This window comes from Rhizobium sp. N731, assembly GCF_001664145.1.
GTDB lineage: Bacteria > Pseudomonadota > Alphaproteobacteria > Rhizobiales > Rhizobiaceae > Rhizobium > Rhizobium esperanzae.
Genome location: NZ_CP013606.1, coordinates 174,403 through 194,802 on the forward strand (window position 1 = coordinate 174,403; position 20,400 = coordinate 194,802).

The following is a 20,400-nucleotide window of genomic DNA, read 5'->3' on the forward strand; positions in this document are numbered from 1 at the left end:
CCTAAGCTTGGGCATGGGCGAACCGGAAATTCCTCTCGCAGGCGGCGCAGATTCGAATGTTGTCCGGGTCGGCGGCACTGTTCGGCGGGATGGCCGCGCATGGTCTTCTGCCGTTCTCGACCTGCTTCGCCACATTGAACGGCAAGGATTCGAAGGGGCTCCGCGTGCGCTCGGCTTCGATGATCAGGGACGCGAATGTCTCACTTACATCGAAGGTGACGTTGGCTTGGGCCAGGGCTTCATCCCTGATCGACAGGGCCGCTTCGATGTCCGGCTTCCTGACTACGTCTGGAGCGACCGAGCCCTTGTCGAATTGGGGAAATTGCTGCGATCTTACCACGATGCTGCAGCAAGCTTCGCCTGGAATGAGCGCAACTGGCGCCTTGAACCGCGGGAACCCGTCGAAACCATCTGTCACAATGATCTGTCACCGTGGAATACCGTCTTCCGAGCTGGGCTCCCTGTGGCGTTTATCGATTGGGATGCAGCAGCACCAGGACCGCGCTCTTGGGACCTTGGCTTCATTGCGTGGCGCTGGGTGCCCTTTTGGCGAGACGACAAATGCGAAGCGCATGGTTTGCCGAAAGGCATCCGCGAGAAAGCACGGCGCTTCCAGCTGTTCCTAGACGCTTACGGGATAGAGCCGGAGATTGAGATCATGCGGGCAGCCATCGAAAGGGTTCGGCAGATGCAGCAACATATGTGCAATCTCGCTGCATCCGGCTCTGCATGGGAAATGGAACTGGAACGCCGTGGCGTCCTTGATGAGGGAGCGCTCGAAGTGGCCTGGATGGAAGAACACGCAGGGGAATTGGTGCGGCGACCGGTGGGTCGTCATAGCATCTAGATCAGACTGCGCGAGCAAGGCAACAGTCTGAAAGGCGGCACACCGCCTACGGTGTAGAGAACCAGCGATCAGTCGAACCGCTGTGCGGCAAGAAATAGATACACGTTGTGTATGCGCCTGTGGTATAGGCTGATCTCGAAGGAAAAGACCATGGCCAGCAAAAACGCGACCGATACCCACAAACACGCCGTCAATTTGAAGGTTCGTGACGACATTCGCGGCCTGATCGACCGTGCAGCCAAGGCTCACGGGAAAACCCGCTCGGATTTCATGATCGACGCCGCGCGCCGCGCCGCCGAAGACGCGCTTCTCGATCAGACATTGGTGCAAGTCGATCCCGATAGCTATGAACACTATCTGGCCGTCCTCGACCAGCCGCCCAGCGGGGAAGGTTTTGAGCGGCTGATGAATGCTCCCAAACCCTGGTAGCGGTGATGTTGTCACCTCCGGCGCTTCTCGGAGAAGCGCACGATCTCCAGCTATTCGACAGCGGGCACGATGGTCTCGATGAATGGCTGCGCCGCCGGGCGCGGGCCAATCAGGTCAGCGGCGCGTCGCGAACCTACGTGGTCTGCGAGGGCGAGCGTGTCATCGGTTACTATTGCCTGTCATCGGGGGCGCTCGCGGTCGCGGACGCGCCGGGAGCTGTCCGGCGCAATATGCCCGACCCCGTTCCTATGGCAGTGCTCGGCCGTCTTGCTATCGATCTGAACTGGCAGGGAAAAGGCATTGGAGCTGCGCTGTTGCAAGACGCCGTTTTGCGCACCGGACAGGCGGCCCATATCATGGGCATTCGTGGCCTTCTGGTTCACGCAATCTCCGACGAAGCCAAGGCCTTTTACGAGCATTACGGGTTCGTCGCGTCGCCGGCAAACCCTATGACCTTGGTGTTATCGTTGAAAGCACGGCAGGCTTGATTGATTCCCAAAAAAAATGCCCGATGCAATGAATATTGCGAATAGGCGTTTCTAACGCGCCGCCGCCCCCACGCGGTCTACTTGACGACGTTGACGTCGAAAGTCACGTCGCGAACGACGCCATCTCCATAGGACTCCCTGAACGTTGTTTTATCAGGGCCGACATATCCGGCTGCAGACGTGTAGTAAACAACCATGCCGGCGGTTTTCACCCCAGCGCATTTGGAAAACTTCTTCGAATTCGCGAGTACATCTTCCGGTACGATTTCGAGTTTCCCATGAGCTGGCGGAGAAACCGTTCGAACGTTCGGACGGCTTGATGGTGAGCAATCGGTTTTGAGGTGCCAGGCCTGCCCCAGTCGTGTCCGCTCGGCGCTGACTGCAGTAAGGCTCTTGTTCTCGGTGACGATGCCACCCGAGGTGGTCGTGCAGCTCGCCAGTATTGGAAGAAGGAGAGCGGAAATTGCTGCAGCCGAAGTTCGCATCATGGGTGTCCTGTTGCTGATGAGTATGCGTATCACGGCCCATAAAAGCGTCAATCGCGTGAGGCATTGAGCCGCAGGGGCCAAGTCCCGCTGACGAGCTGCAGGCACTCCGCATCGGTGAACTGTGCGGGCGACGGCAAGGGAACCTTTGGCAGGGGCGAAGTGTTGTGCTCGGCATGATTGCGGGAGGCATGGCCGATGTACATCATTGTTGGAGGGACGGGGCGCGTCGGCTCCGCCGTGGCGAAGGCGCTGCTCGCTGAGGGCGAAGCCGTCACCATCGTCACACGAAACGCCGAGAGGGCGGGCGCATGGCGACGGCGGGGCGCAGAGATTGCGCTCGCCGACGTCCACGACGTGGCCTCGCTGCGGACGGTGTTCCGCCGCGGGAAGCGGGCCTTCCTGCTGAACCCGAACGCTGACATCTCGAGCGATACGGATCGGGAGGAGCGGGAGACCGTGCGTTGCCTGCTCGAGGCGATCGAAGGCTCGAGACTGGAGAAGGTGGTGGCGCAATCAACCATGGGCGCGCAGCCCGGCGAGCAATGCGGCGATCTCAATGTCCTTTACGAACTGGAGACGGGCCTGAGAGGCCAGCCCATTCCTGCCAGTGTCATCCGCGCAGCCTATTACTACAGCAACTGGGATATGATGGTGGGGCCCGTCACGAAGGACGGGGTGCTGTCGACCATGCTCCCGGCCGATTTGAAGCTCCCGATGGTGGCGCCGGAGGATCTGGGAAGGGTGGCTGCACAGCTCCTGCGGGAGCCGATCGACCGGATCGGCACACACTCCGTCGAAGGTCCGAAACGATACTCTCCCAATGACGTTGCCGTAGCCTTCGCCGCCGCCCTCGGCCGGGCCGTACGCGTCGAGGTGATTCCGCGCGAAACCTGGGAAGACGCATACCGCAGTTCGGGTTTCTCCGACGCGGCGGCTCACTCATATGCAAGGATGACGGCTCTCACCGCCGACGGCCCCGAATATCCCGAGGACTCAATTCGCGGATCGATCTCGCTCCAGACCTACATAGATGGGCTCGTTCGCGAGCGTCGTGACGCACCCCGGTCGACGAAAAAGTGAGACCGCCAAGAAGGCTGCATACTTGTGCCGGTGGGCAGGCGCCTCGGCCTCACGCGACGGACCAGCCACCATCCACCAGCAGGTTCGCGCCGGTGATCAGGCTCGCAGCCGGCGATGCCAGGAAGACGACGGCGCCCACCACGTCATCGGTTTCACCGATCCGGCCGAGGGGAATGTGATCGAGCGTCGCTTGGCGATTGGCGGGGTCGGATAGAAAGGGTGCCGTGCCATCCGTGTGGATGAAAGTCGGCGATACGGTGTTGACGGTGACATTATAGCGTGCCCATTCGGCTGCAAGGCAGCGTGTCAGGTGATTGATGGCCGCCTTGCTCATGCAATAGATGGCCTCGCCGCGCAGCGCCACGGTGCCGGCCTGTGAGCTGATGCTGATGATCCGGCCGCCATTGCGCTTGATCATCTGACGCCCGACGGCCTGCGTCATCAGGAAGGTGCCTTTGATGTTGACATCGAGGATCTCGTCGAGGTCCTTCTCCTCGACGAGTTCGGCGAGATTGCCTGGAGCCACGCCGACATTGTTGACGAGGACGTCGATCCGACCAAATGTCGTCAGGGCTGCGTCGACAGCCTGCGCGATATGGGCTTTGTTGGGAATGTCCAGTTCAACCGCGAGGGCTTTTCGTCCCGCGCCCTCGAGCTCGGCAACCAGATCCGCCGACGCTGCGACATTGCGGACCCCCAGGACAACATCGGAACCTGCCGCCGCACAGGCAAGCGCACAAGCTCGGCCGATACCACGGCTCGCGCCTGTTACCAAAGTCACCTTGCCCTCAAGGCCGAAGTCCGGCGCATTCCTCTGCATCGTGGTGCCTCCCTTGGGAAACCCAATTATGGCAGGGTCGGCGAGCGGATGCCAGATTTTGTGCGCGTGCTGAGGGGTGTCGCCGTGGGACGCAGAAGCACCCCAAGCAGACATGCCGCGCTGGCTGTGTGCTAGTTGCGGCGCTTCGATGGGTGTAGACTGCGGAGACGATTGCATGTTCATGCAAGGCAACGATGATGGGCACCCCCGCGCTTGACCGAAAGCTGCTCGCGATCCTCGCGGCGGATATGGTTGGCTACTCCAAGGCGATGGAGGCCGATGAGGCCGGCACCATCAGGCGGCTGAAGGCCATCCGCGCCGAGCTGATCAATCCCACTATCTCTGAGCGCCATGGCACCATCATCAAGCTGATGGGCGACGGCGCGCTTGTCGCCTTCGACAGCGTGGTTGATGCAGTTGCCTGCGCCGCGGTGTTTCAGAATGCCGTGGCGGCGCGCAATGCCGCCCTGCCGGAGCCCGAACGCATCATGTTCCGCGTCGGGATCAATCTGGGCGATGTGGCCTTGGTGGATGGCGATGTTTATGGGGACGGGGTGAATGTCGCCGCGCGGCTGGAGCATTTGGCCGAGCCGGGAGGCGTGGTAGTGTCGGGCACGGCATACGATCATCTGCAGGGCAAACTCGACTGGCCGCTCGATTTCGCCGGCGAGCGGCAGGTCAAGAACATCAGCCGCCCGGTGCGGATGTATCGGCTGAGGCTCGACGGCAAACGGGCACGCCGCCGCCCGCTTCTCGCAATGATGCCGCGCTGGATCTGGACAACTGCAGCGGCGATCGTCGTTCTGGCTCTGGCAGGTGGCGGGGCCGCCTGGTGGTTCCTCCAGCCGGAACCTTTGAGCGGCAAGCCGTCGGTAGCGGTGCTGCCCTTCGAAGATTATGGGGGCGACGAGGCGAGCGGGCGTCTGGCCGACGGCCTGACTGAGGACGTCATCACCGACCTCGCACGGTTTCCCGAATTCGAGGTGGTGGCGCGCAATTCGACGGAAGTTTATAAAGGAAAGCCGGTGGATGCCCGCCAGGTCGCAACTGCGCTCCATGTCGGCTTTGTCCTGGAAGGCTCGATCCAGCGGCAGAGTGGCCGGGTCCGGATCACAGCGCAGTTGATCGATGCAAAAACCGGGCGCCATCTTTGGTCGGAGAATTGGGACCGGCCGGCTGAGGACGTATTCGCCGTTCAGACCGAAATCGCAGAGCAGGTCGCCAACCGCCTCGGCGGCGGCGTGGGACTGATTCAGGAGGCCGGGCGGGCCGCAGCCAAACGCAAACGGCCCGAAAACCTGAATGCCTACGATTATTATCTGCTCGGGTCGGAGAAGATCGAAAAGATCACCAAAGCCGATGACGAGGAGGCCATCGCCTTTCTCAACCGGGCCGTGGAGTTGGACCCGGGGCTGGCGCGGGCCTGGGTAGAACTTTACCACGCTCATGATCTGATGAGAGTGTTCGGAGTCGATCCCGAGGGCAACCGCAAGGCGGGCGCCGATGTGGCCGAACGCGCGGTCCGGCTTGATCCGCGCGATGCTGAGGCCCACGTGGTGTTTGCCATGAGCCTTGCCAGCAGGGGCGACATGGGTCGCGCCAAGTCCGAATTCGACACGGCCCTTCGCCTGGCTCCCGGTTCGTCCGAAATACTGACTTTTTACAGCGGCTATGCCGCACGCTTCAACGATCCGGAACGCGGTGCTCAAATGGTCGACAAGGTCATGCGGCTCGACCCGAACTATCCGATGTGGGCGTCCAACTTCTTCGCCCCTGCCTATTTCATGGCGGGGCGGTATGAGGACGCGGTGACGATGCTGGAGCGCATGACGGCCAACAACTACCAAAGGTGGACTTGGGTGATCCGCAGCAGCTCGCTTGCGGCCCTGGGTCGAACCGATGAGGCGCATGCTTCAGCTCTGGAAACTCTCAAGCAGCACCCTGACGTGACCGTCGAGAGCATGATCAACGAACCCGGCCTCAGCACGGTGGAGCGCAATCGGTTCATAGAGACAATGCCGCTCGCCGGCTTCCCGGTATGCGCCAAGCCCGAGGCGCTGGCGAATCTCGTCAAACCTGTACGACTGCCGGAATGCGACGCGGCGAAGGCGAAGCCTCCCGGGCAACCGTAAAACAGCCGTGCAACGCGCGCGCCGCCGATCGCCCCGGCGCCGGCATGCGCGGCCCTCCAAGAGAGCCTCATCCTTGTACGTTGCCGTTGCTGTATAGTGGGTTGCGCGACGGGGATGCGTGTCATCCTTGGGTTTTGAACTCGTACCTCAGCGAGCATCTCCGTCGCCATGTCTTCGTTCGAACGGTTGATTGGGCCTTGAGCCCGCGTTGCAAGGAGGAGCACCCATGCATGTCCCGCAGCGGTCTCGAAGGGCGAGGCGGGCGCTCAGGCGTTGATCCATGCAAGAAGCAGCGTTGCGGCATTCGGTAGCAAACGCCACCATCGGTTCTCAAGGTCAATCCAACCCGTCAATTCAGGCCGGCACGGGTAAGTCCTTCGATCAGACGCGCCCGATCCTCGGCGCGGACGAAAGAAGATGTTGCTCCGACCGCGTCCCGTGAGATATCAGGAACTAGCGATTTAAGCCGTCCGAGCAAGTCCGTGGCAGCCTCCCGGTTGTCGAGAAGTCCGGCACACGCAGTGCCAATGATCAGCGGAACCGCATGGCCGGACCGCAATCGATGCGCCTCCCGTGCGTAACGCAATCCAAGTTCGTAATTCGCGCCCTGGAAATGAGCCATGGCGTAGTAAAACTGAAAGTCGCCGAGAAAAGCCTCGCGAGGGCTCAGTCTGAGGGCGTAGTCGATGCAAGGAATGGCGTCCGCCGCGCGGCCCCCGTTGGCATGCGCAAGTCCCAACTGGCCGTGTGCAAACGCGGAGTTGGGGTTGATCGCGACAGCCTGGCTGATCGCTGCCACCGCCAGGACATTGTCGCGCGTCGCAAAGGCTATCATCGCCTGCGCAAGGTAAGTCCACGGTTCCTTATCGTCCGCGGCCATGGCTTGTTGGACGACATCCCTGGCAAGGGCCAAGGCATATCCCATGTCCTCCCACCCCTGGAACGCGCGCCACAAGGTAATCCAACCTTTCATGGCGAGCGCCTGGGCATAGCCGGGGGCCAGTTCGATTGCCCTATCGAGCAGCGGGAGCATCTTCCTGCTGCTCTCCTCAGACAGTTGGGAACACAGGAACACTGCCCGCACGACACATTCCCAGGCATCAAGGCCATGATGCGGCTTGGGGCTTTCGCGAGCATGCTCCGCCGCCAGAAGTTCCGGCCCGATGCGGCCGACGACGCTTGCGGTAATTTCGTCCTGAATGGCGAAGATGTCGCCGAGGTCGCCGTCGTACCTCTCGGCCCAGAGATGGACGTCGGAGGCCGCATCGATGAGCTGCGCGGTCACCCTCATCCGGTTGCCGGACTTGCGGACACTCCCCTCGAGAACATAGCGGACCCCGAGTTCGTGCCCGATGGCGCGCACATCCACGGGCTTTCCCTTGTAGGTGAACATCGTGTTGCGGGCGATCACGAAGAAGCCCTTGAGCTTGGATAGCGCGGTGGTGATGTCCTCGGTCAGCCCATCGCTGAAGAAGTCCTGCTCCGGTTCGGCGCTCAGGGCGTTGAACGGCAGCACGGCAATGGATGGCCGCTCCGGAAGTGCAGACCTCAACGATGCCGTTCCTGCGGCCGTCCTTTCCTGAAGGGGGCGGTACAGTCGCACCGGCCTTTCCATATTCTTCAGCGCGCGCTCGCCGAGGTATTCGTAGTCACAGTCAAGCTTGCCCGGGAGGTGATCGTAGGCCGTGCCGGAAATGCAAATGCCGCCCGGATCCGCCAAGGTCTGGAGGCGGGCCGCGATGTTGACGCCATCGCCGTAGAGATCCCCATCGAGCTCGTGGATCACATCACCCAGATTGACGCCGATCCGGAAGACGATGCGTCGCTCCGTCGGGATATCGGCCTGGTTCTCGGCAACCCCCTTCTGGATGGCGACCGCGCACGCGACGGCATCGACGACCGAGCCGAACTCCACGAGCGCACCGTCGCCCATCAGCTTGACGATACGGCCCTGATGCTCGGCCAGCAGCGGATCGATCACCTCCCGGCGCAGAACCTTGAGGGCCGACAACGTCCCAGTCTCGTCATGTTCGACAAGGCGGGAATAGCCGACGACGTCAGCGGCCAGGATCGCGGCCAGCCGCCGCTCTGCTCTTGCGGTTGCCATGGCTGTCTCCCCTCAGGAGATGCGCCGATTGAAGCCCAGGCGATTGACGCGACATGCACCATCCGGCTGCCCGACACCGCGACCGTGCCGGTTCATGATACCACTGAGACGGTCATATGGCGACGCTTCACAAGGGTGCCGCCCTCCAACGGAACAGGAGCCGCGAAGCGGTCAACGCAAAGGTCTGTTGCCGCCCCATGGAAAGAACGGCCTTATTAGAAGGAAGGTCCGTTTCGGAATTTGGAACCCACTGGCGTGGCTGAGGTGCCCCGCAGGGGCCTCGAAGGACGTGGGTGTGCCAACATCAGGCCTCCGATGAGAACGCGCGGCACTTCCTCTTCATTATGAATAACAGAGTCCGATCCCCGGGCGTGCAAGTCTACTCACATCTTAGCCCGAATTAACTAAGAAAATCACACAATTAGTAAGTTGATCTGTCGCCGCTCTGATTATAGTCTTTTTATCTTATGGGAAGGCATAAATCCTCCTCCGACTGCAGAGATCAGTCGAAAATGGAGGTTTTTGCTATGGGCGAACAATCTCACGTGTCAGATGGTTTGAGTATCGCGCGTCGAAGCCGATAGCCGACCTCCAATGAGGAGAATCCTAACATCCGATTCAGCTCCCGCCGCGAGGCGGGGCGAGGAGTCGTAGTCCGTTGGCGACCAACGCCGGAGGGGAGCCAGCACATCTCCAAAAGGAACGCTCTGGCGCATGCCTGATGTTAGTGAACCCCGATCAAGGAGCATGTACCATGTCGAGACTTACGCTTTCGGTTTTCACCGCCCTCGCACTTCTGCTCGGTGGGCTTCAGTCGACGTTTGCTGCCAGCAGCAATTCACGGGACGAGACCACAACCATGGGCGAAAGCGGCAACCTGCCACCGAACGACAACGCAGGAAGCAGCAACGGCACCAAGGACACCTCAACAAACAAGGGCAACCCGGACAACACCAACTGCAACGACTGCGGTTCGACCGGGCCCGGCAACAAATGAGGTTAATCCGGGCGGCATCGCGCCGGACAAACGTAGCAAAGTCAAACCATTGGATGGCTAACTCTGCCGGAGCAGATTTTCGTCAGGCGAAAAGCGTGGCGAGGGCATACTCAAGGTGTCTCCGGCATTCAGGGGTTCCGCAGATTTGTCACCGAAGCTGCGGGCCGCTGATCGACCGGCCGGCTTGGCCGTAGGCGTGACTACGACGCGCGCTGGCCGGTCGACCCTCCGAGCCGTTTTGAAGAGTTTCGAATCGGCGCTCACCGCCGCGCCGGCGGCTTGGTGGCGGCGCGGCGCTGCAGCGCGAAACGCGCGGCCGAGCAGTTGACGTCGGGAACGAGATCGTAGGTCTGCTGATAGAGGCTCTGCGCCAGCGTGTTGTTGCCGCGGTTTTCCGAGGCAAGGGCTGCGAGCGCCGTGCGCTTGTAGGCCTCGACGATCGGCTCTGCCGCCTTCGCCAGCGCCGCATCGTCGGCGGGTTCGGTCGCCAGCGAAAGCGCGGCATAGGTGACATCGCCATCGCGGCCGACGCGGCCGCCGACGGCGCCGTTGAAAGTCTGCTCGGAGACCTGGCGCAGGCGCCTGGCGTTCTTGATGCATGTCGGGATGCGGGCCGCTTCCGCGTTGATGCGCTCCGCTGTCGGGCCGGCCTCCGTGCTGCCGCCGCCGGAGAGGATCACATATCCGATGATCCCGACGACGGCGAGGTAGACGAGGCCCATGCCGGCGAGGAAGGCTGGCTGCTTGAAGAGCGGCTTTTTCGGTTTGCCGTCGTCTGCCTTGACAGTCTCCTTCTTCGGCGCCTCCTTGGCCGGCGCCTTCTCCACAAACTGGAACTCGACATCCTTGCCGAGGCGGAAACTGTCGCCGGCTTTCAGCGAAGCCGTCTGCAGCAGCGCCTCGCCGCGCAGCATGATCGGGTTCAGCCCCATGCGGCGGATGATGAAGCCGCCGTCGCTCTGCTTTTCGATGCGCGCGTGGATCGGCGCCAGGAACGGATCGTCGACGACGATATCGGCATTGGCTGCCCGGCCGATTGACATTTCCGCCCGGTCGAGCACATGGCTGCGGCTCTGACCGCCGGGACCGGTCTGCAGAAGGCTGGGTTTGTTGCCGCGAAAGAAGGAAAAGACCATGATCAGAACATCCCACTCGACATCATCTCGACGATTGCCGGCGCCAGCACCAGAAGCAGGATCGACACGACGATCATCATCGCCGGCATGACGATCTTGGCCTTCAGCTTTTCACTGGCCCTGTCGGCCTTTTCCCAGCGGCGGAAGCGCAGGTCGCGCGCATGTTCGCGCAACAGCTCGACGCGGTTGCTGCCCTCGACCTCGCCCTGGATGACGGCGCGGATGACCCGCACCACCTCCTCGGCCGTCATGCGCGCCTCCAGGCGCTGCAGCGCCTCGATCATGCCGGTGCCGAGCGCCACGTCCTTCAGTGTCTGCTCGATCTCCTCGCTCATCACGGTGCCCGGGGCGGCCTCGGCATAAAGCCTGAGGCTTTCCGGCAGCGTCGCCTGCGCCTGCTGCGTCATGACCACGAGATCGAGGAAATAGGGAAATTCGCGCGAGATGCGTTCCTTGCGGTCCTGCATCTTGTCGTCGGCAACGACCCAGAAATAAATGGCGGGGATGAAGCCAAGGATCAGGCCGGCGACCAGCCCGCCGATGATGCTGCCGCTCGCGATGCCGAACAGCACGCCGAGCAGGATGAAGCCGAAGAGGCTCAAGACGATGAGAAGGGCGATATATTCACGCCCCGTCACGCCGCCGAACGGCCGGCCGCCATAGATCAGCTTCTTTTCGAGCTGCGCGCCGAAATCGGCGAGAAGCGGCTCGAAGTGCCTCAGCACGAATTCGACAGGCGTGCGCATGCGGATGCTGTCGACGATATTCGGCGGCGGCCCGTCGCCGCCGGCCTTTCGCCGCACGACCTGGACGCTGCCGAGCAGGTCGCCGATCCACCAGACGATGAGCGCCGCGGTGATGCCGGCAAGGACGATGATGATCGGGGCGAGGGGGATTTGCGACATCATACCGACACCTTCATCATCGAGCGCATCCAGAAGAAACCGGTGGCATAGAGAATGGCGCCGACGATCGCGATGACGATGCCGATGGCGTTGCCGAACACCTTGTCGATCAGCTCAGGTTGGCCGAAGAAGATCATCAGGATCATGAACAGCGCGCCGCCATTGACGACGCGGAAGTTCATCCGCGCCTGCGAGGACGAGGTGCTGATCTTCTGGTCGAGCTTCCAGATCTCCTTGAAGGATTTCGACATTTCCGTCAGCGGCTCGGATATGTCGCCGCCCTGGCGGGCAAACAGGCCGAGGGCGGCATCGACCATCTTGAAATGCAGGCTCGGCACGGTGCGGCCGTGGCGGTCGAGCGCCTCGACCAGGCCGATGCCGAGCTTCTGTTCGCGGGCGATGCGCTCGAACTCGCGCGAGGACGGCATCTGGCCGGTATCGGCGACCGCATTGACGGCGACGGCGAGCGGCTTGCCGGTGCGCACCGCCGAGACGATCTGGTCGACGGCATAGGGGAGCTGCGATTCGATCTGCAGCCAGCGCCGCTGCAGGAAATAGCGGATCGTCGCCTTGGGCAGGAAGAAGGCGACGGGAATGGCGACGACGATGCCGACGATCGGGCCGAAGATCAGCGAGACCAGAGCAAAGACCACGATCGCGGTGATGGCATAGGCAAGGATCATCGTATAGGGCGGCACCGCATCGCGGCCGAACACCTGGGCTGCTTCGCTGGCGAGCGCGATATCGCGTTCGGTGGCGCGCAGCAGTGGTGCCGGCCATTGCACCGGCGCGCCCCAGACGAGCAGTCCCGCGGTCACCGCGCCGAGGGCGATCGTCAGGATCTGCAGAATGCTGATGTCCATGGTTCCCCCTCAAACGAACATATCGAGGTTCTTGATCTCGCCGTCTTCGCCGAAGGCGACGAGCTCGGCGACGAAGCTCGGCAGATAGCCGGTGAAGGCATGCACCGCCTGGCCGCCGGCGCGGCCGACGAGATTGAAGATCGGCTCGACGATGATGAGGCCGGTGTCCGGATCGATGCCGATCACCTCGGATATCTCGGTGACGGCGCGCCGGCCGCTTTCCAGCCGGTTGAGCTGCACCACGAGTTCGACGGCGGCGACGATCTGCTGGCGGATCGCCGTCACCGGCAGCGAGCTCTGGCCCTGCAGCACCATCACCTCCAGGCGGGTCATCATGTCCTGCGGCGTGTTGGCATGCGCCGTCGTCATCGAACCGGCATGGCCGGTATTCATCGCCTGCAGCATGTCGATCGCCTCCGCACCGCGGCACTCGCCGACGATGATGCGGTCGGGACGCATGCGCAGCGCATTGCGCACCAGGTCGCGGATGGTGACGCTGGTTTCGCTCTCCGCCGTCTTCGGCCGCGATTGCAGATAGACGACATGGATGCCGTCGAGCTGCAGTTCCGACGTGTCCTCGACCGCAACGACGCGCTCGCCGACCGGAATGAACTGCGACAGGCTGTTCAGGAGCGTCGTCTTGCCGGAGCCGGTGCCGCCGGAGACGACGATGTTCTTGCGGGCGCGCACCGCCGCCTCGAGGAAGGCGCGCATCGGTTCGCTGAGCGCGCCGGCGGCCACCAGCTTGCTGATGTCGAGCCGCGATTTGCCGCCGAATTTGCGGATGGTGAGGCAGGCGCCCTTGACGGCGAGCGGCGGGATGACGGCGTTGACGCGCGAACCGTCCGGCATGCGGAAGTCGGCCATCGCCTCGCTCTCGTTGATCGAGCGGTTGGAATCGACGGCGATGCGCTCGATCACCTTCATCAGCTGCCGCTCATTGGCGAAGGCGAAGGGGTAGCGTTCGAGCAGGCCGAATTTTTCGACGTAGATCTCGTCATAGCGCGTCACCATGATTTCCGAGATGACGTCGAGATCCATCAGTTCCGAAATCGTGCCCCAGCGATACATCAGCTCCTCGATATTGGAGCGCAGGTGCATATGGGCGATTTCGTAGCGGTCGCCGGCGTTGAATAGCGCCTGCCGGGCCTGGAAGGCGGCGCCGAACTTGGTGTCGAGCTGGGCGAAATCGGCGCGGGTGGATTCGAAGTTGAGCTTCAGTTGCAGCGCCGAGATCAGCGCCTTGCCGACATCGAAGAGCCGGCGGTTGTCCTGCTCTTCGCGCGAAAGGCTTGCGGCATTCGACGAAGCGTCGCGCCGGCCGGTGCGGGCGATGCGTTTTGCCAGCCAGCGATAGACGGCGTTCTTGATGACGAGGATGACCAGATCCTGCGGCGCTGCATCGAGCGCCTCCTTGATGAACAGGTCGAGCCGCTCGCGGATGCGGCTGCGCGTCTCCTCGCGGCCGAAATCGGAGGATTTGACCAGCCGGTCATATTGCGTGTCTTTTAGCAATCTCTCATGTATTTCCATCTGCAGCGCCAGCACCCGCTCCTGGTCCGGAAACTGCGTCACCGCCTCCGGCGCCGCCGCCGGTTCAACCAGTTCTATGGTGACATTCGGCACCCAGATCGACATGCCGGCCGCAACCGCCACCGGCGTGCCGGCCCTCAGCGGCTGGTCGTCGAGCCGCGTCGGGTTGCGGCCATGATGCTGCACCGACCAGCCCTGGCTTGACTTGCGCAGCACGAATTGCGGCGAGGAGACGTGGCTGCCGCGCAGCCGCACGACGCCGGCGCCGGCCGGCAGCGAAAGCGTGCTGCTTTCGCCGACGAAATAGGTCTCGTTCGCCAAGAGCGGGATCACTTCCCGTCCGCTGCCGTCCTCATAGGAAATCTTCAACAGCATGGCTCAATCCCCGAAACGATCACATGCGCGTCCAGTTGATGCTCGGCAGGTCTTCGACGCTATTGTCCGTCGGATTGCGCAGCACGAGGTTGAGGCTGCCATTCGCCTGGCCCATGGCGAAGATCAACATCTCGGCCTCCGACGGCGTCACTTCGACCGTGACGTGATTATAGCTGCTATTGGCCTTGGTGACCGCACCTTCCGGCGTGGTCGCTGCGCCGACGGCGAGCACCTTGACGTTCTGCAGGAAGGTGCGGGTGACGACGCGGGTGCGCGAGCTGATGCCGAGCTTGTAGTCCTGCGCCTGCTTCCGGTAGGCGTTGACGTCGTTCTCGTCGGCGCCCGGATATTGGGTGAGATAGTTCTTCAGCATCTGCTCGACCGGCGAGGGCGGCTGGGCCGGCGCTGCCGGTGCGGCGGGCGCCTGGCCGGATGCGGCCGCCGGCTGCCCGGGCGTTCCCGGCTGCGTCGCGGCGGGCGGCGCCACCGGCTCGACCGGTTCGTCGACCGTGCCGAGAATATCGACATAGCTGCCCGGCTCGACGAAATGGCCGACCGCCTCGGCGGCGTTGACCGGCAGGGTGAGCGCCCGCTTGCCGGGCGCGATCATCGTCGTCAGCCGCCCGCCGTCGGTATCGTCGAAATACTGGAAGAGCAGCACCGAGCCAGCCGGAATATCGGCCGCGGCCGTCCGGTCCTTCAGCCATTCCTGATAGGCGCTGGCGGCGGGAACCGCGAGCTTGGCAAGCGCCCCGAAGCTTTCCGGCAGCATCACTGGTTCGGCGAGCATGTCCGGCGTGATCGCCTGTCCTCTCGTCACCTTCTTGTCAGGCTGCAGCCGCATGAAGGCGTAGGCCACCTGCTCGTTCTTGACGCTCTCGGTCCAGAAGTAGAGGAGAACGCCGGTAATGAGCCCGACGATCACAGCGGCAATGAGCTTCCAGTTCATGGTGTTATTCCTTCGACGAAGGGTTGCCTGATTTGAATGACCTCAACGGTCCTGCCGTCGGTTTTGCTTCTGGTGTAGAGAACATTGGCTTCGACACTGCCGCGCCGGCCATAAAGCGCGGTGACGCCGCCGCGCTCAGCCGGCGGCGTTTCGATGGTGAAGCCATCGCGGATTAGCAGGTCGGCGCGCTGATCGGACCAGCGCGCTGCGGCGAGCGTGCCCTTCGACACGACCGTGCGCGACATATGGCCTTTGTCACGGTCGCCGATATCGCTCAGCACCTCGACGCCGGCCGGCGGACGCAGCGACACCGGCAGCTTGCCGACATCGGCCGGGGCGGCGAAGGCCGGCAGCGTCGCGGCGACATCGTCGAAGCGGCTCATCAGCACCTCGGTCATCGGCGCATCGGCAGGCCGGCGGATCATGATCGAGACGCCCGGAATCGGCGCTTTCGCCGAAGGATTGTTCGGATCCTGCCGTCTCATATAGTCGAGCGCAGCCTCGCCGTCGCCGTCGAAGAAGCGCACGACAACGGCAAGATCGTCGCGGATGCGGCTTACCTTCGGGACGATCATCATGTTGGCGGCGATGACGGCGGTCAGTTCCTCCCGGTCGCTGCTTTTCGGCATGGCGGGCCGAGTATTGGCGGCCAGCACCCGCAGCCACTCGTCGGTGATATCGGAAATGCTGCGATCGCTCTGGTACGGCGTGAACTCGAGCGGCTGGCCGTTGATGACGAGATCGCGCGGCGCCCGTTCCGGCGTCCCGAGGATGCCGGCCAGCATCGAATTCAGCGTCACCCGGATATCCTTATAGATCTCGGCGCGCCCCGGTGTAGCCAATACCACGGCGAGCCCGACGACCATGGCGGTACCGAGGAGATGAACGGAAATGCTCGACCGCTGTGCCATGTCACTTCGCCCCCGGAAAGACGCCGTCGAAGAGATCGCCGGAATGGCTGGCCACATGGCGGATTTCCCGGCGTAGCGTCGGGTCGTAGCCGCGCCGCGTGGTGTCGTTGTTGTGCGAGATGAAGAGCGTCGAGTCATCCACTGTGAACGCATCCTTCCAGCGGATGCTGCGGATGGTGTCGAGATCGTCGGAATCCCTGAACTTGTAGACGCGGTCGGCGGTCGCGGTCACGAGCTGCGGCTTCTCGTCGGCGAGCTCGCCGACCATATCGCCGAACTCGCGTCCATTACTCTCGAGGGTGTTCTGCACATCGTCCCAGATAAAGGTGCGCTGAGGATCGCCGCCGCCTTCATGCGAAGGTGTGCGCGAACAGTTGATGGCGTCTCCTCCGGGCAGGGCCGGCAAGGCCGGGATCGGGAACACGTTCGAGAAATCCGAGGTGCAGTTGAGGCCGGACGCCTCGGCGAAGGCGGCGTTCCGCATGGCAAGCATGGTCGCGACCTTCTTGGTGGAAATCTTGTTGGCGTGAATGACGAAGATCACGATCAGCAGGATAACCGGCGCGGCGAGCACGAATTCGATCGAGGCGAGACCGCGGCGATCGCTGTGCAGCCGCATCATGAACCCGCCGGCCGGCGCGCCTCCGTCGTGCTCAGTGTGTGTTGACGGCAGCCCAGGCATTGGCTCCTCCCTGGTCGAAGACGCGTGTCAGGCCGGTGAAGCTGTCGGCGGCCGGGCTCTGTTTGATGGTGCTGGAAACCGCGCCGGCATCGTCGGCGAGGGTCGCGGGCGCCAGCGAGGCAAGCCAGTCCTGGGTGTAGAGATCGAAGGCCGTGTAATTGTGAACCCAGCTCTGCGCCAGCGCATAAGCGGACGGCGTCTTGTCCTTGAACAGCCGAACCTGGAGCCTGGCGCGCGGCGCCCGCGAAACGATCGCCAGCGTCTGGTAATCGGTGAGCTGGTCGCCCCCGAAGGGCGTGAAGTTGAAGGGGATGCGTCCCTTCAGCCAGTAGGGCTTCGGGAGGGAGACGAGCGGCAGATTGGCACCGGTCACCGAGATCGCCCCGCCCGCCGGGCCGCAGACCTGGTTCCAGATCATGTCGAACTTGCGGGTGAAGTCGTTCTCGTCCTTCGTCTGCGAGTCGGAATACCGCGGCGGCACGTCGATCGGCAACTGGAAGGGGTTGGTGATGCCGAAGCCGACGCCGAAGACCTTGTCGGCGATCCAGAAGCTGGCATCGAGCGTCAGCTCCTGCCACCAGCTGAGATCGCCGGCATATTGCTCGACAATCGCCTTGAACGGGACCTTGCTCAGATAGGCCGGCCCGAAGGCTTCGTAGAAGATATAGAACTCCACCAGCTGATCGTCGATGCCGCTCTCATGGTTGACCCAGTCGCGGATATGGCTGCCGTCTACGCCGCCTGCCGTCAAGGGGCCCTTGCCGTTGGGGAAGCCGCGGTTGGCGTATTCGCCGCGCATCAGGAGCGGATCCTGTCCCTGGGTGCCATAGGACATGGCAAGGCACATTTCCGTATAGGCAGCGGCTGGATTGACGCCATCACGGTCCACCGGCAGGTTGCCGCCGGCACCTTCTCCGGCCTGTCCGCAAGACTCGCAGGGCGGATGGAAGACGACGTGATCCGACTTGTTCAACCGAACCAGATGCAAGGCCTCATTGCCGACCCGCTCGGGAAAGCTTTCAACGAGATAATCGTTGAGATCATTCATCGCATCGATGATGTCCCTAGACTTTTTGATCAGATTCCAGGGATCATATTTGGCCTGCGCCGCCACCGTATAGGCGATCGCCTTGGTGGCTTCGGTCGCGCGGAATCCCTGGAACGCCAGGCAAGCGCCGTAGATGATGCCGCCGACGATCGGGACCTTCTGCCAGCCGGGGCAATAGGGCATCGGCGGCAACGGCGGCAGGAGCGACGCCGGTCCGAAGCCTTCGGTGAAGGAGTATTGGGCGAGTTTCGCCAGAATGGCGCTCGAGCGCAGAAACAGTTCCGCCGTCGTCAGCTGGTAGGCGACCGACGTCGCCATGACCACGGTTGCCTGCGAGGAGGCGACATTGTTCATCGCCATGATGTTGAGATAGCGCGCCTCCCAATCGGCATGGACGAGTGCGGCGGCATCGGCGGTATCCTGCGTGCGCTGCTTGTCATAGATCATCTGCCCGGTGTTCAGGATCCACACGATCATCAGCGCGAGCGCGATCGTCATGTAGAGGATGATCGGAGACAGGAAGCCGCGCTGGTCGCGGTGCAAACGCTTGATGAAGGACGGTGTCATAACAGGTTCACCTCCGCCGTCGAAATCGTGTAGTAGCGCCCGTCCTTCCGCTGACCGCGGGCAAAGACCCAGCCGGCATATTCGAGCAGCAGGAAGCGCGCTTCGACCTTGGCCGTGACAGGCACATGCGGCGAGCGGTTGATGGCGGCATAGAGCGCCATCGGGGCGCGGTCGACGGTGACCGTGACGTTCTGCGGGTCGAACATGTAGCGGGCCTGGTTGCGCATGGCGCGCCAGTTCTTCGAAAGGCCCGAGGCGTCGGCAAGGCTCTTCAGCGCCTCTTCCGGCGGCTGGCAAGCGCCGACGCATTTCAGCTGGTCGTAGGGGGCCGCCGGAATCAGCGCCAGGCGGGCGGCGAGATCGGCCTTGCCCGCTGCAGCATCGTTATCGCAGGTCTTGGGGCCGATGAAGCTGTGGATGGTGATCGGCAGGGCCGGGCAGAAATAGACGCGGGCGCTGCGTGCCGCCGCATAGGCTGCATAGTGGGTGAAGAGGTGGTTCTTCGCCAGGATCGTGAACTGGAAGACCACGAACATGAAGAAGACGAAGATCGGCGTAACGAGCACGAAATCCATCATCGTCGTGCTGCCTGAGATATCGCCGTGAAGCTCCGACATCCGGCGCCGGCGGGCGGAAAGCCGCGGCAGCAGCAGCATCCAGGTTAGCAACAGCATCGCGATTGCGAAGGTGCCGAGAAGCGCGCCGTGATCCTGGGGGATCCAGAAGGTCCGCGAGTGCAGGATCGAACTCCAGAAAGCACCGTCGAAAGTGGGGCGTTCGAGTTCCGCGCGCATTGCCGTTACCTCACGAGTGAAAGAGGGGTGAAATCAGGCATGAACAGGCACCAGAGAAGTCCGAGAGCGGCGGCGACGCCGAAACGGACGGTATGATGGGTTTCGCGCGGCTTCAGCACCGAGGCGGCGTCGCGGAAACCGGCGGGCAGAAGCAGGGCGAACAGGCCGAGGCTTCGCACGAGCACGCTCCATTGAACCCACCGCGCCATCGAGAAGACGGCAATCGTGCCGCCGATCATCAGCGATGCGAGAGTCACGTCGATGGCCGGCCAGAGGCCGAGAACGGCGCCGAGCGCCGCCATCAGCTTGACATCACCGCCGCCGCAGCCTCCGGCTGCGAAGGCGATGATGAAGATCAGGCCTGCGGCAAGGAGGCCGGCAAAAGCCAGGCCGACCCCCGCGAGACCGCCGCCGATCGCCGCCAGCATGAACCCGGCAAGCAGGTATGGGTAGGTGATGGCGTTCGGGATCTGACCATGGCGGTGATCGAACACCGCCGCGGTCGTGGCGCAGGCGACGGCAAGAGCCGCCGCCGCTGGCATCAGGGTCAGATCGTAGGTCATGTCCATGACACCGACCCCGCTTATTGACCCGGCTCAGGAATTCTCTCGGCGTCGGAGAGAGCCGTGTTCTTTTCGTTGAACCATTCGCCGATCTGTTTGCCGAATGCGAGCAGGAGCAGCATCAGCGGAATGACGATCAGGGCGACGGCGAGGACGATCTGGGCCATGTCGCCGCGTTCGTCCTTGTGAAGTGCAATTGCGAGAGTCTTGAGTTTTGCAAACATCTGCGTATTCCTCGTTCCATGGTTTGTTTCGGATCGAAGACCTTGGTGAAGAAGAAGCAAGCATACGCCATCGATCCGAACCAGCACGTTGCTCGTTCCAATGATTTTTTCTGCTTCTGCTTTTCTTCCCCGGTCGCCAACGCTTGTTGAGCAACATCATTAAGACCCAAGAGTGCGCCCAAGGCCAGCCCTCCGTCAAGCAAACGGAAGGCAGGGTTCCAATTGTCTTGGAGGCGTCGCCTGCAGACATGCGGTTGACGGTGGCGGTTTCAGGCTAACAGGCTGATTAAGCTATAATTTTTTTGGGTGAGGCATGCAGTGAAGCGATTTTCGCGGATATCGTCTGCTGCTCCATTATTGGTCAATGGTTTCAAGGCGATAGAAGAGGCAGAAGCAACACGGCCAAAGTGGTGGGCGGGCGAGGGCGACCCCATGGCGTTGCTTGCCGATCTGGATTAAGCT

20 protein-coding genes are annotated in these 20,400 nt (G+C 62.6%); 6 read left to right on the forward strand and 14 right to left on the reverse strand.

Translation table 11 applies throughout. From position 1 onward, the window contains the following. Window positions 1-13: 13 nt before the first annotated feature. The 3 genes from AMK02_RS28240 to AMK02_RS28250 all read left to right on the forward strand — a co-directional run bounded on the left by AMK02_RS28240 (window position 14) and on the right by AMK02_RS28250 (window position 1,764). On the forward strand, window positions 14-847 hold the full coding sequence (locus AMK02_RS28240) for an aminoglycoside phosphotransferase family protein (RefSeq protein ID WP_064808262.1): 834 nt from the start codon (window positions 14-16) through the stop codon (window positions 845-847). Between the two features lie 150 nt (window positions 848-997). After that, complete coding sequence (locus tag AMK02_RS28245; protein WP_064808264.1) at window positions 998-1,276, forward strand: type II toxin-antitoxin system TacA family antitoxin; 279 nt, start codon at window positions 998-1,000, stop codon at window positions 1,274-1,276. 5 nt (window positions 1,277-1,281) lie between these two features. Then, window positions 1,282-1,764 (forward strand): GNAT family N-acetyltransferase, encoded by a 483-nt coding sequence (locus tag AMK02_RS28250; RefSeq protein ID WP_064808266.1) that lies wholly within the window; start codon window positions 1,282-1,284, stop codon window positions 1,762-1,764. A gap of 77 nt (window positions 1,765-1,841) precedes the next feature. Here AMK02_RS28250 and AMK02_RS31580 read toward each other — a convergent pair whose 3' ends face one another. Next, entirely contained in the window at window positions 1,842-2,252 is a 411-nt protein-coding gene (locus AMK02_RS31580; protein ID WP_145924258.1) for a hypothetical protein, read from the reverse strand. Window positions 2,253-2,447: 195 nt separating this feature from the next. On the opposite strand from AMK02_RS31580, the gene AMK02_RS28260 reads away from it, so the two are divergent. Further along, window positions 2,448-3,332, forward strand: a complete 885-nt coding sequence (locus tag AMK02_RS28260; RefSeq protein WP_064808268.1) for an NmrA family NAD(P)-binding protein — start codon at window positions 2,448-2,450, stop codon at window positions 3,330-3,332. Window positions 3,333-3,381: 49 nt separating this feature from the next. Here AMK02_RS28260 and AMK02_RS28265 read toward each other — a convergent pair whose 3' ends face one another. After that, window positions 3,382-4,152: an SDR family NAD(P)-dependent oxidoreductase gene (locus AMK02_RS28265; protein WP_064808270.1), complete on the reverse strand. Its 771-nt coding sequence runs from the start codon at window positions 4,150-4,152 to the stop codon at window positions 3,382-3,384. A 197-nt stretch (window positions 4,153-4,349) separates the two neighbouring features. Between AMK02_RS28265 and AMK02_RS28270 the strand changes: the two genes are divergently transcribed. Further along, complete coding sequence (locus tag AMK02_RS28270) at window positions 4,350-6,284, forward strand: adenylate/guanylate cyclase domain-containing protein (RefSeq protein ID WP_064808272.1); 1,935 nt, start codon at window positions 4,350-4,352, stop codon at window positions 6,282-6,284. A 349-nt stretch (window positions 6,285-6,633) separates the two neighbouring features. Here the strand turns inward: AMK02_RS28270 and AMK02_RS28275 are convergent, their stop codons facing one another. Beyond that, entirely contained in the window at window positions 6,634-8,391 is a 1,758-nt protein-coding gene (locus AMK02_RS28275) for an adenylate/guanylate cyclase domain-containing protein (RefSeq protein ID WP_064808274.1), read from the reverse strand. A gap of 754 nt (window positions 8,392-9,145) precedes the next feature. Here AMK02_RS28275 and AMK02_RS28280 point away from each other — a divergent pair. Continuing rightward, window positions 9,146-9,388, forward strand: coding sequence for a hypothetical protein (locus tag AMK02_RS28280; protein WP_064808276.1), 243 nt, complete (start codon window positions 9,146-9,148; stop codon window positions 9,386-9,388). Window positions 9,389-9,648: 260 nt separating this feature from the next. Here AMK02_RS28280 and AMK02_RS28285 read toward each other — a convergent pair whose 3' ends face one another. Genes AMK02_RS28285 through AMK02_RS28335 form a run of 11 tightly spaced genes read right to left on the reverse strand, consistent with a single transcriptional unit; the run spans window position 9,649 to window position 19,938 of the window. After that, a complete protein-coding gene (locus AMK02_RS28285; protein ID WP_064808278.1) occupies window positions 9,649-10,524 on the reverse strand; it encodes an FHA domain-containing protein in 876 nt (291 codons plus the stop codon). Between the two features lie 2 nt (window positions 10,525-10,526). Further along, window positions 10,527-11,432, reverse strand: coding sequence for a type II secretion system F family protein (locus AMK02_RS28290; protein WP_064808280.1), 906 nt, complete (start codon window positions 11,430-11,432; stop codon window positions 10,527-10,529). Further along, window positions 11,429-12,292, reverse strand: a complete 864-nt coding sequence (locus AMK02_RS28295; protein WP_064808282.1) for a type II secretion system F family protein — start codon at window positions 12,290-12,292, stop codon at window positions 11,429-11,431. The genes AMK02_RS28290 and AMK02_RS28295 overlap by 4 nt, the downstream gene beginning before the upstream one ends. 9 nt (window positions 12,293-12,301) lie before the next feature. After that, the gene (locus AMK02_RS28300; protein WP_064808284.1) at window positions 12,302-14,200 is read right to left on the reverse strand and encodes a CpaF family protein; all 1,899 of its coding nucleotides are present in this window, start codon (window positions 14,198-14,200) and stop codon (window positions 12,302-12,304) included. 19 nt (window positions 14,201-14,219) lie between these two features. Beyond that, window positions 14,220-15,149, reverse strand: a complete 930-nt coding sequence (cpaB, locus tag AMK02_RS28305) for a Flp pilus assembly protein CpaB (protein ID WP_064808286.1) — start codon at window positions 15,147-15,149, stop codon at window positions 14,220-14,222. Then, window positions 15,146-16,060 (reverse strand): hypothetical protein, encoded by a 915-nt coding sequence (locus AMK02_RS28310; RefSeq protein WP_064808288.1) that lies wholly within the window; start codon window positions 16,058-16,060, stop codon window positions 15,146-15,148. Before AMK02_RS28310 ends, cpaB begins: the two co-directional genes overlap by 4 nt. A gap of 1 nt (window position 16,061) precedes the next feature. Continuing rightward, on the reverse strand, window positions 16,062-16,742 hold the full coding sequence (locus AMK02_RS28315; protein ID WP_064808290.1) for a TadE/TadG family type IV pilus assembly protein: 681 nt from the start codon (window positions 16,740-16,742) through the stop codon (window positions 16,062-16,064). Then, on the reverse strand, window positions 16,714-18,357 hold the full coding sequence (locus AMK02_RS28320) for a TadE/TadG family type IV pilus assembly protein (RefSeq protein WP_064808292.1): 1,644 nt from the start codon (window positions 18,355-18,357) through the stop codon (window positions 16,714-16,716). Before AMK02_RS28320 ends, AMK02_RS28315 begins: the two co-directional genes overlap by 29 nt. Continuing rightward, window positions 18,354-19,151, reverse strand: coding sequence for a TadE/TadG family type IV pilus assembly protein (locus AMK02_RS28325; protein WP_064808294.1), 798 nt, complete (start codon window positions 19,149-19,151; stop codon window positions 18,354-18,356). Before AMK02_RS28325 ends, AMK02_RS28320 begins: the two co-directional genes overlap by 4 nt. A gap of 5 nt (window positions 19,152-19,156) precedes the next feature. Further along, entirely contained in the window at window positions 19,157-19,720 is a 564-nt protein-coding gene (locus AMK02_RS28330; RefSeq protein ID WP_064808296.1) for a prepilin peptidase, read from the reverse strand. A gap of 14 nt (window positions 19,721-19,734) precedes the next feature. Beyond that, window positions 19,735-19,938, reverse strand: coding sequence for a hypothetical protein (locus AMK02_RS28335; RefSeq protein WP_064808298.1), 204 nt, complete (start codon window positions 19,936-19,938; stop codon window positions 19,735-19,737). Between the last annotated feature and the right edge of the window lie 462 nt (window positions 19,939-20,400).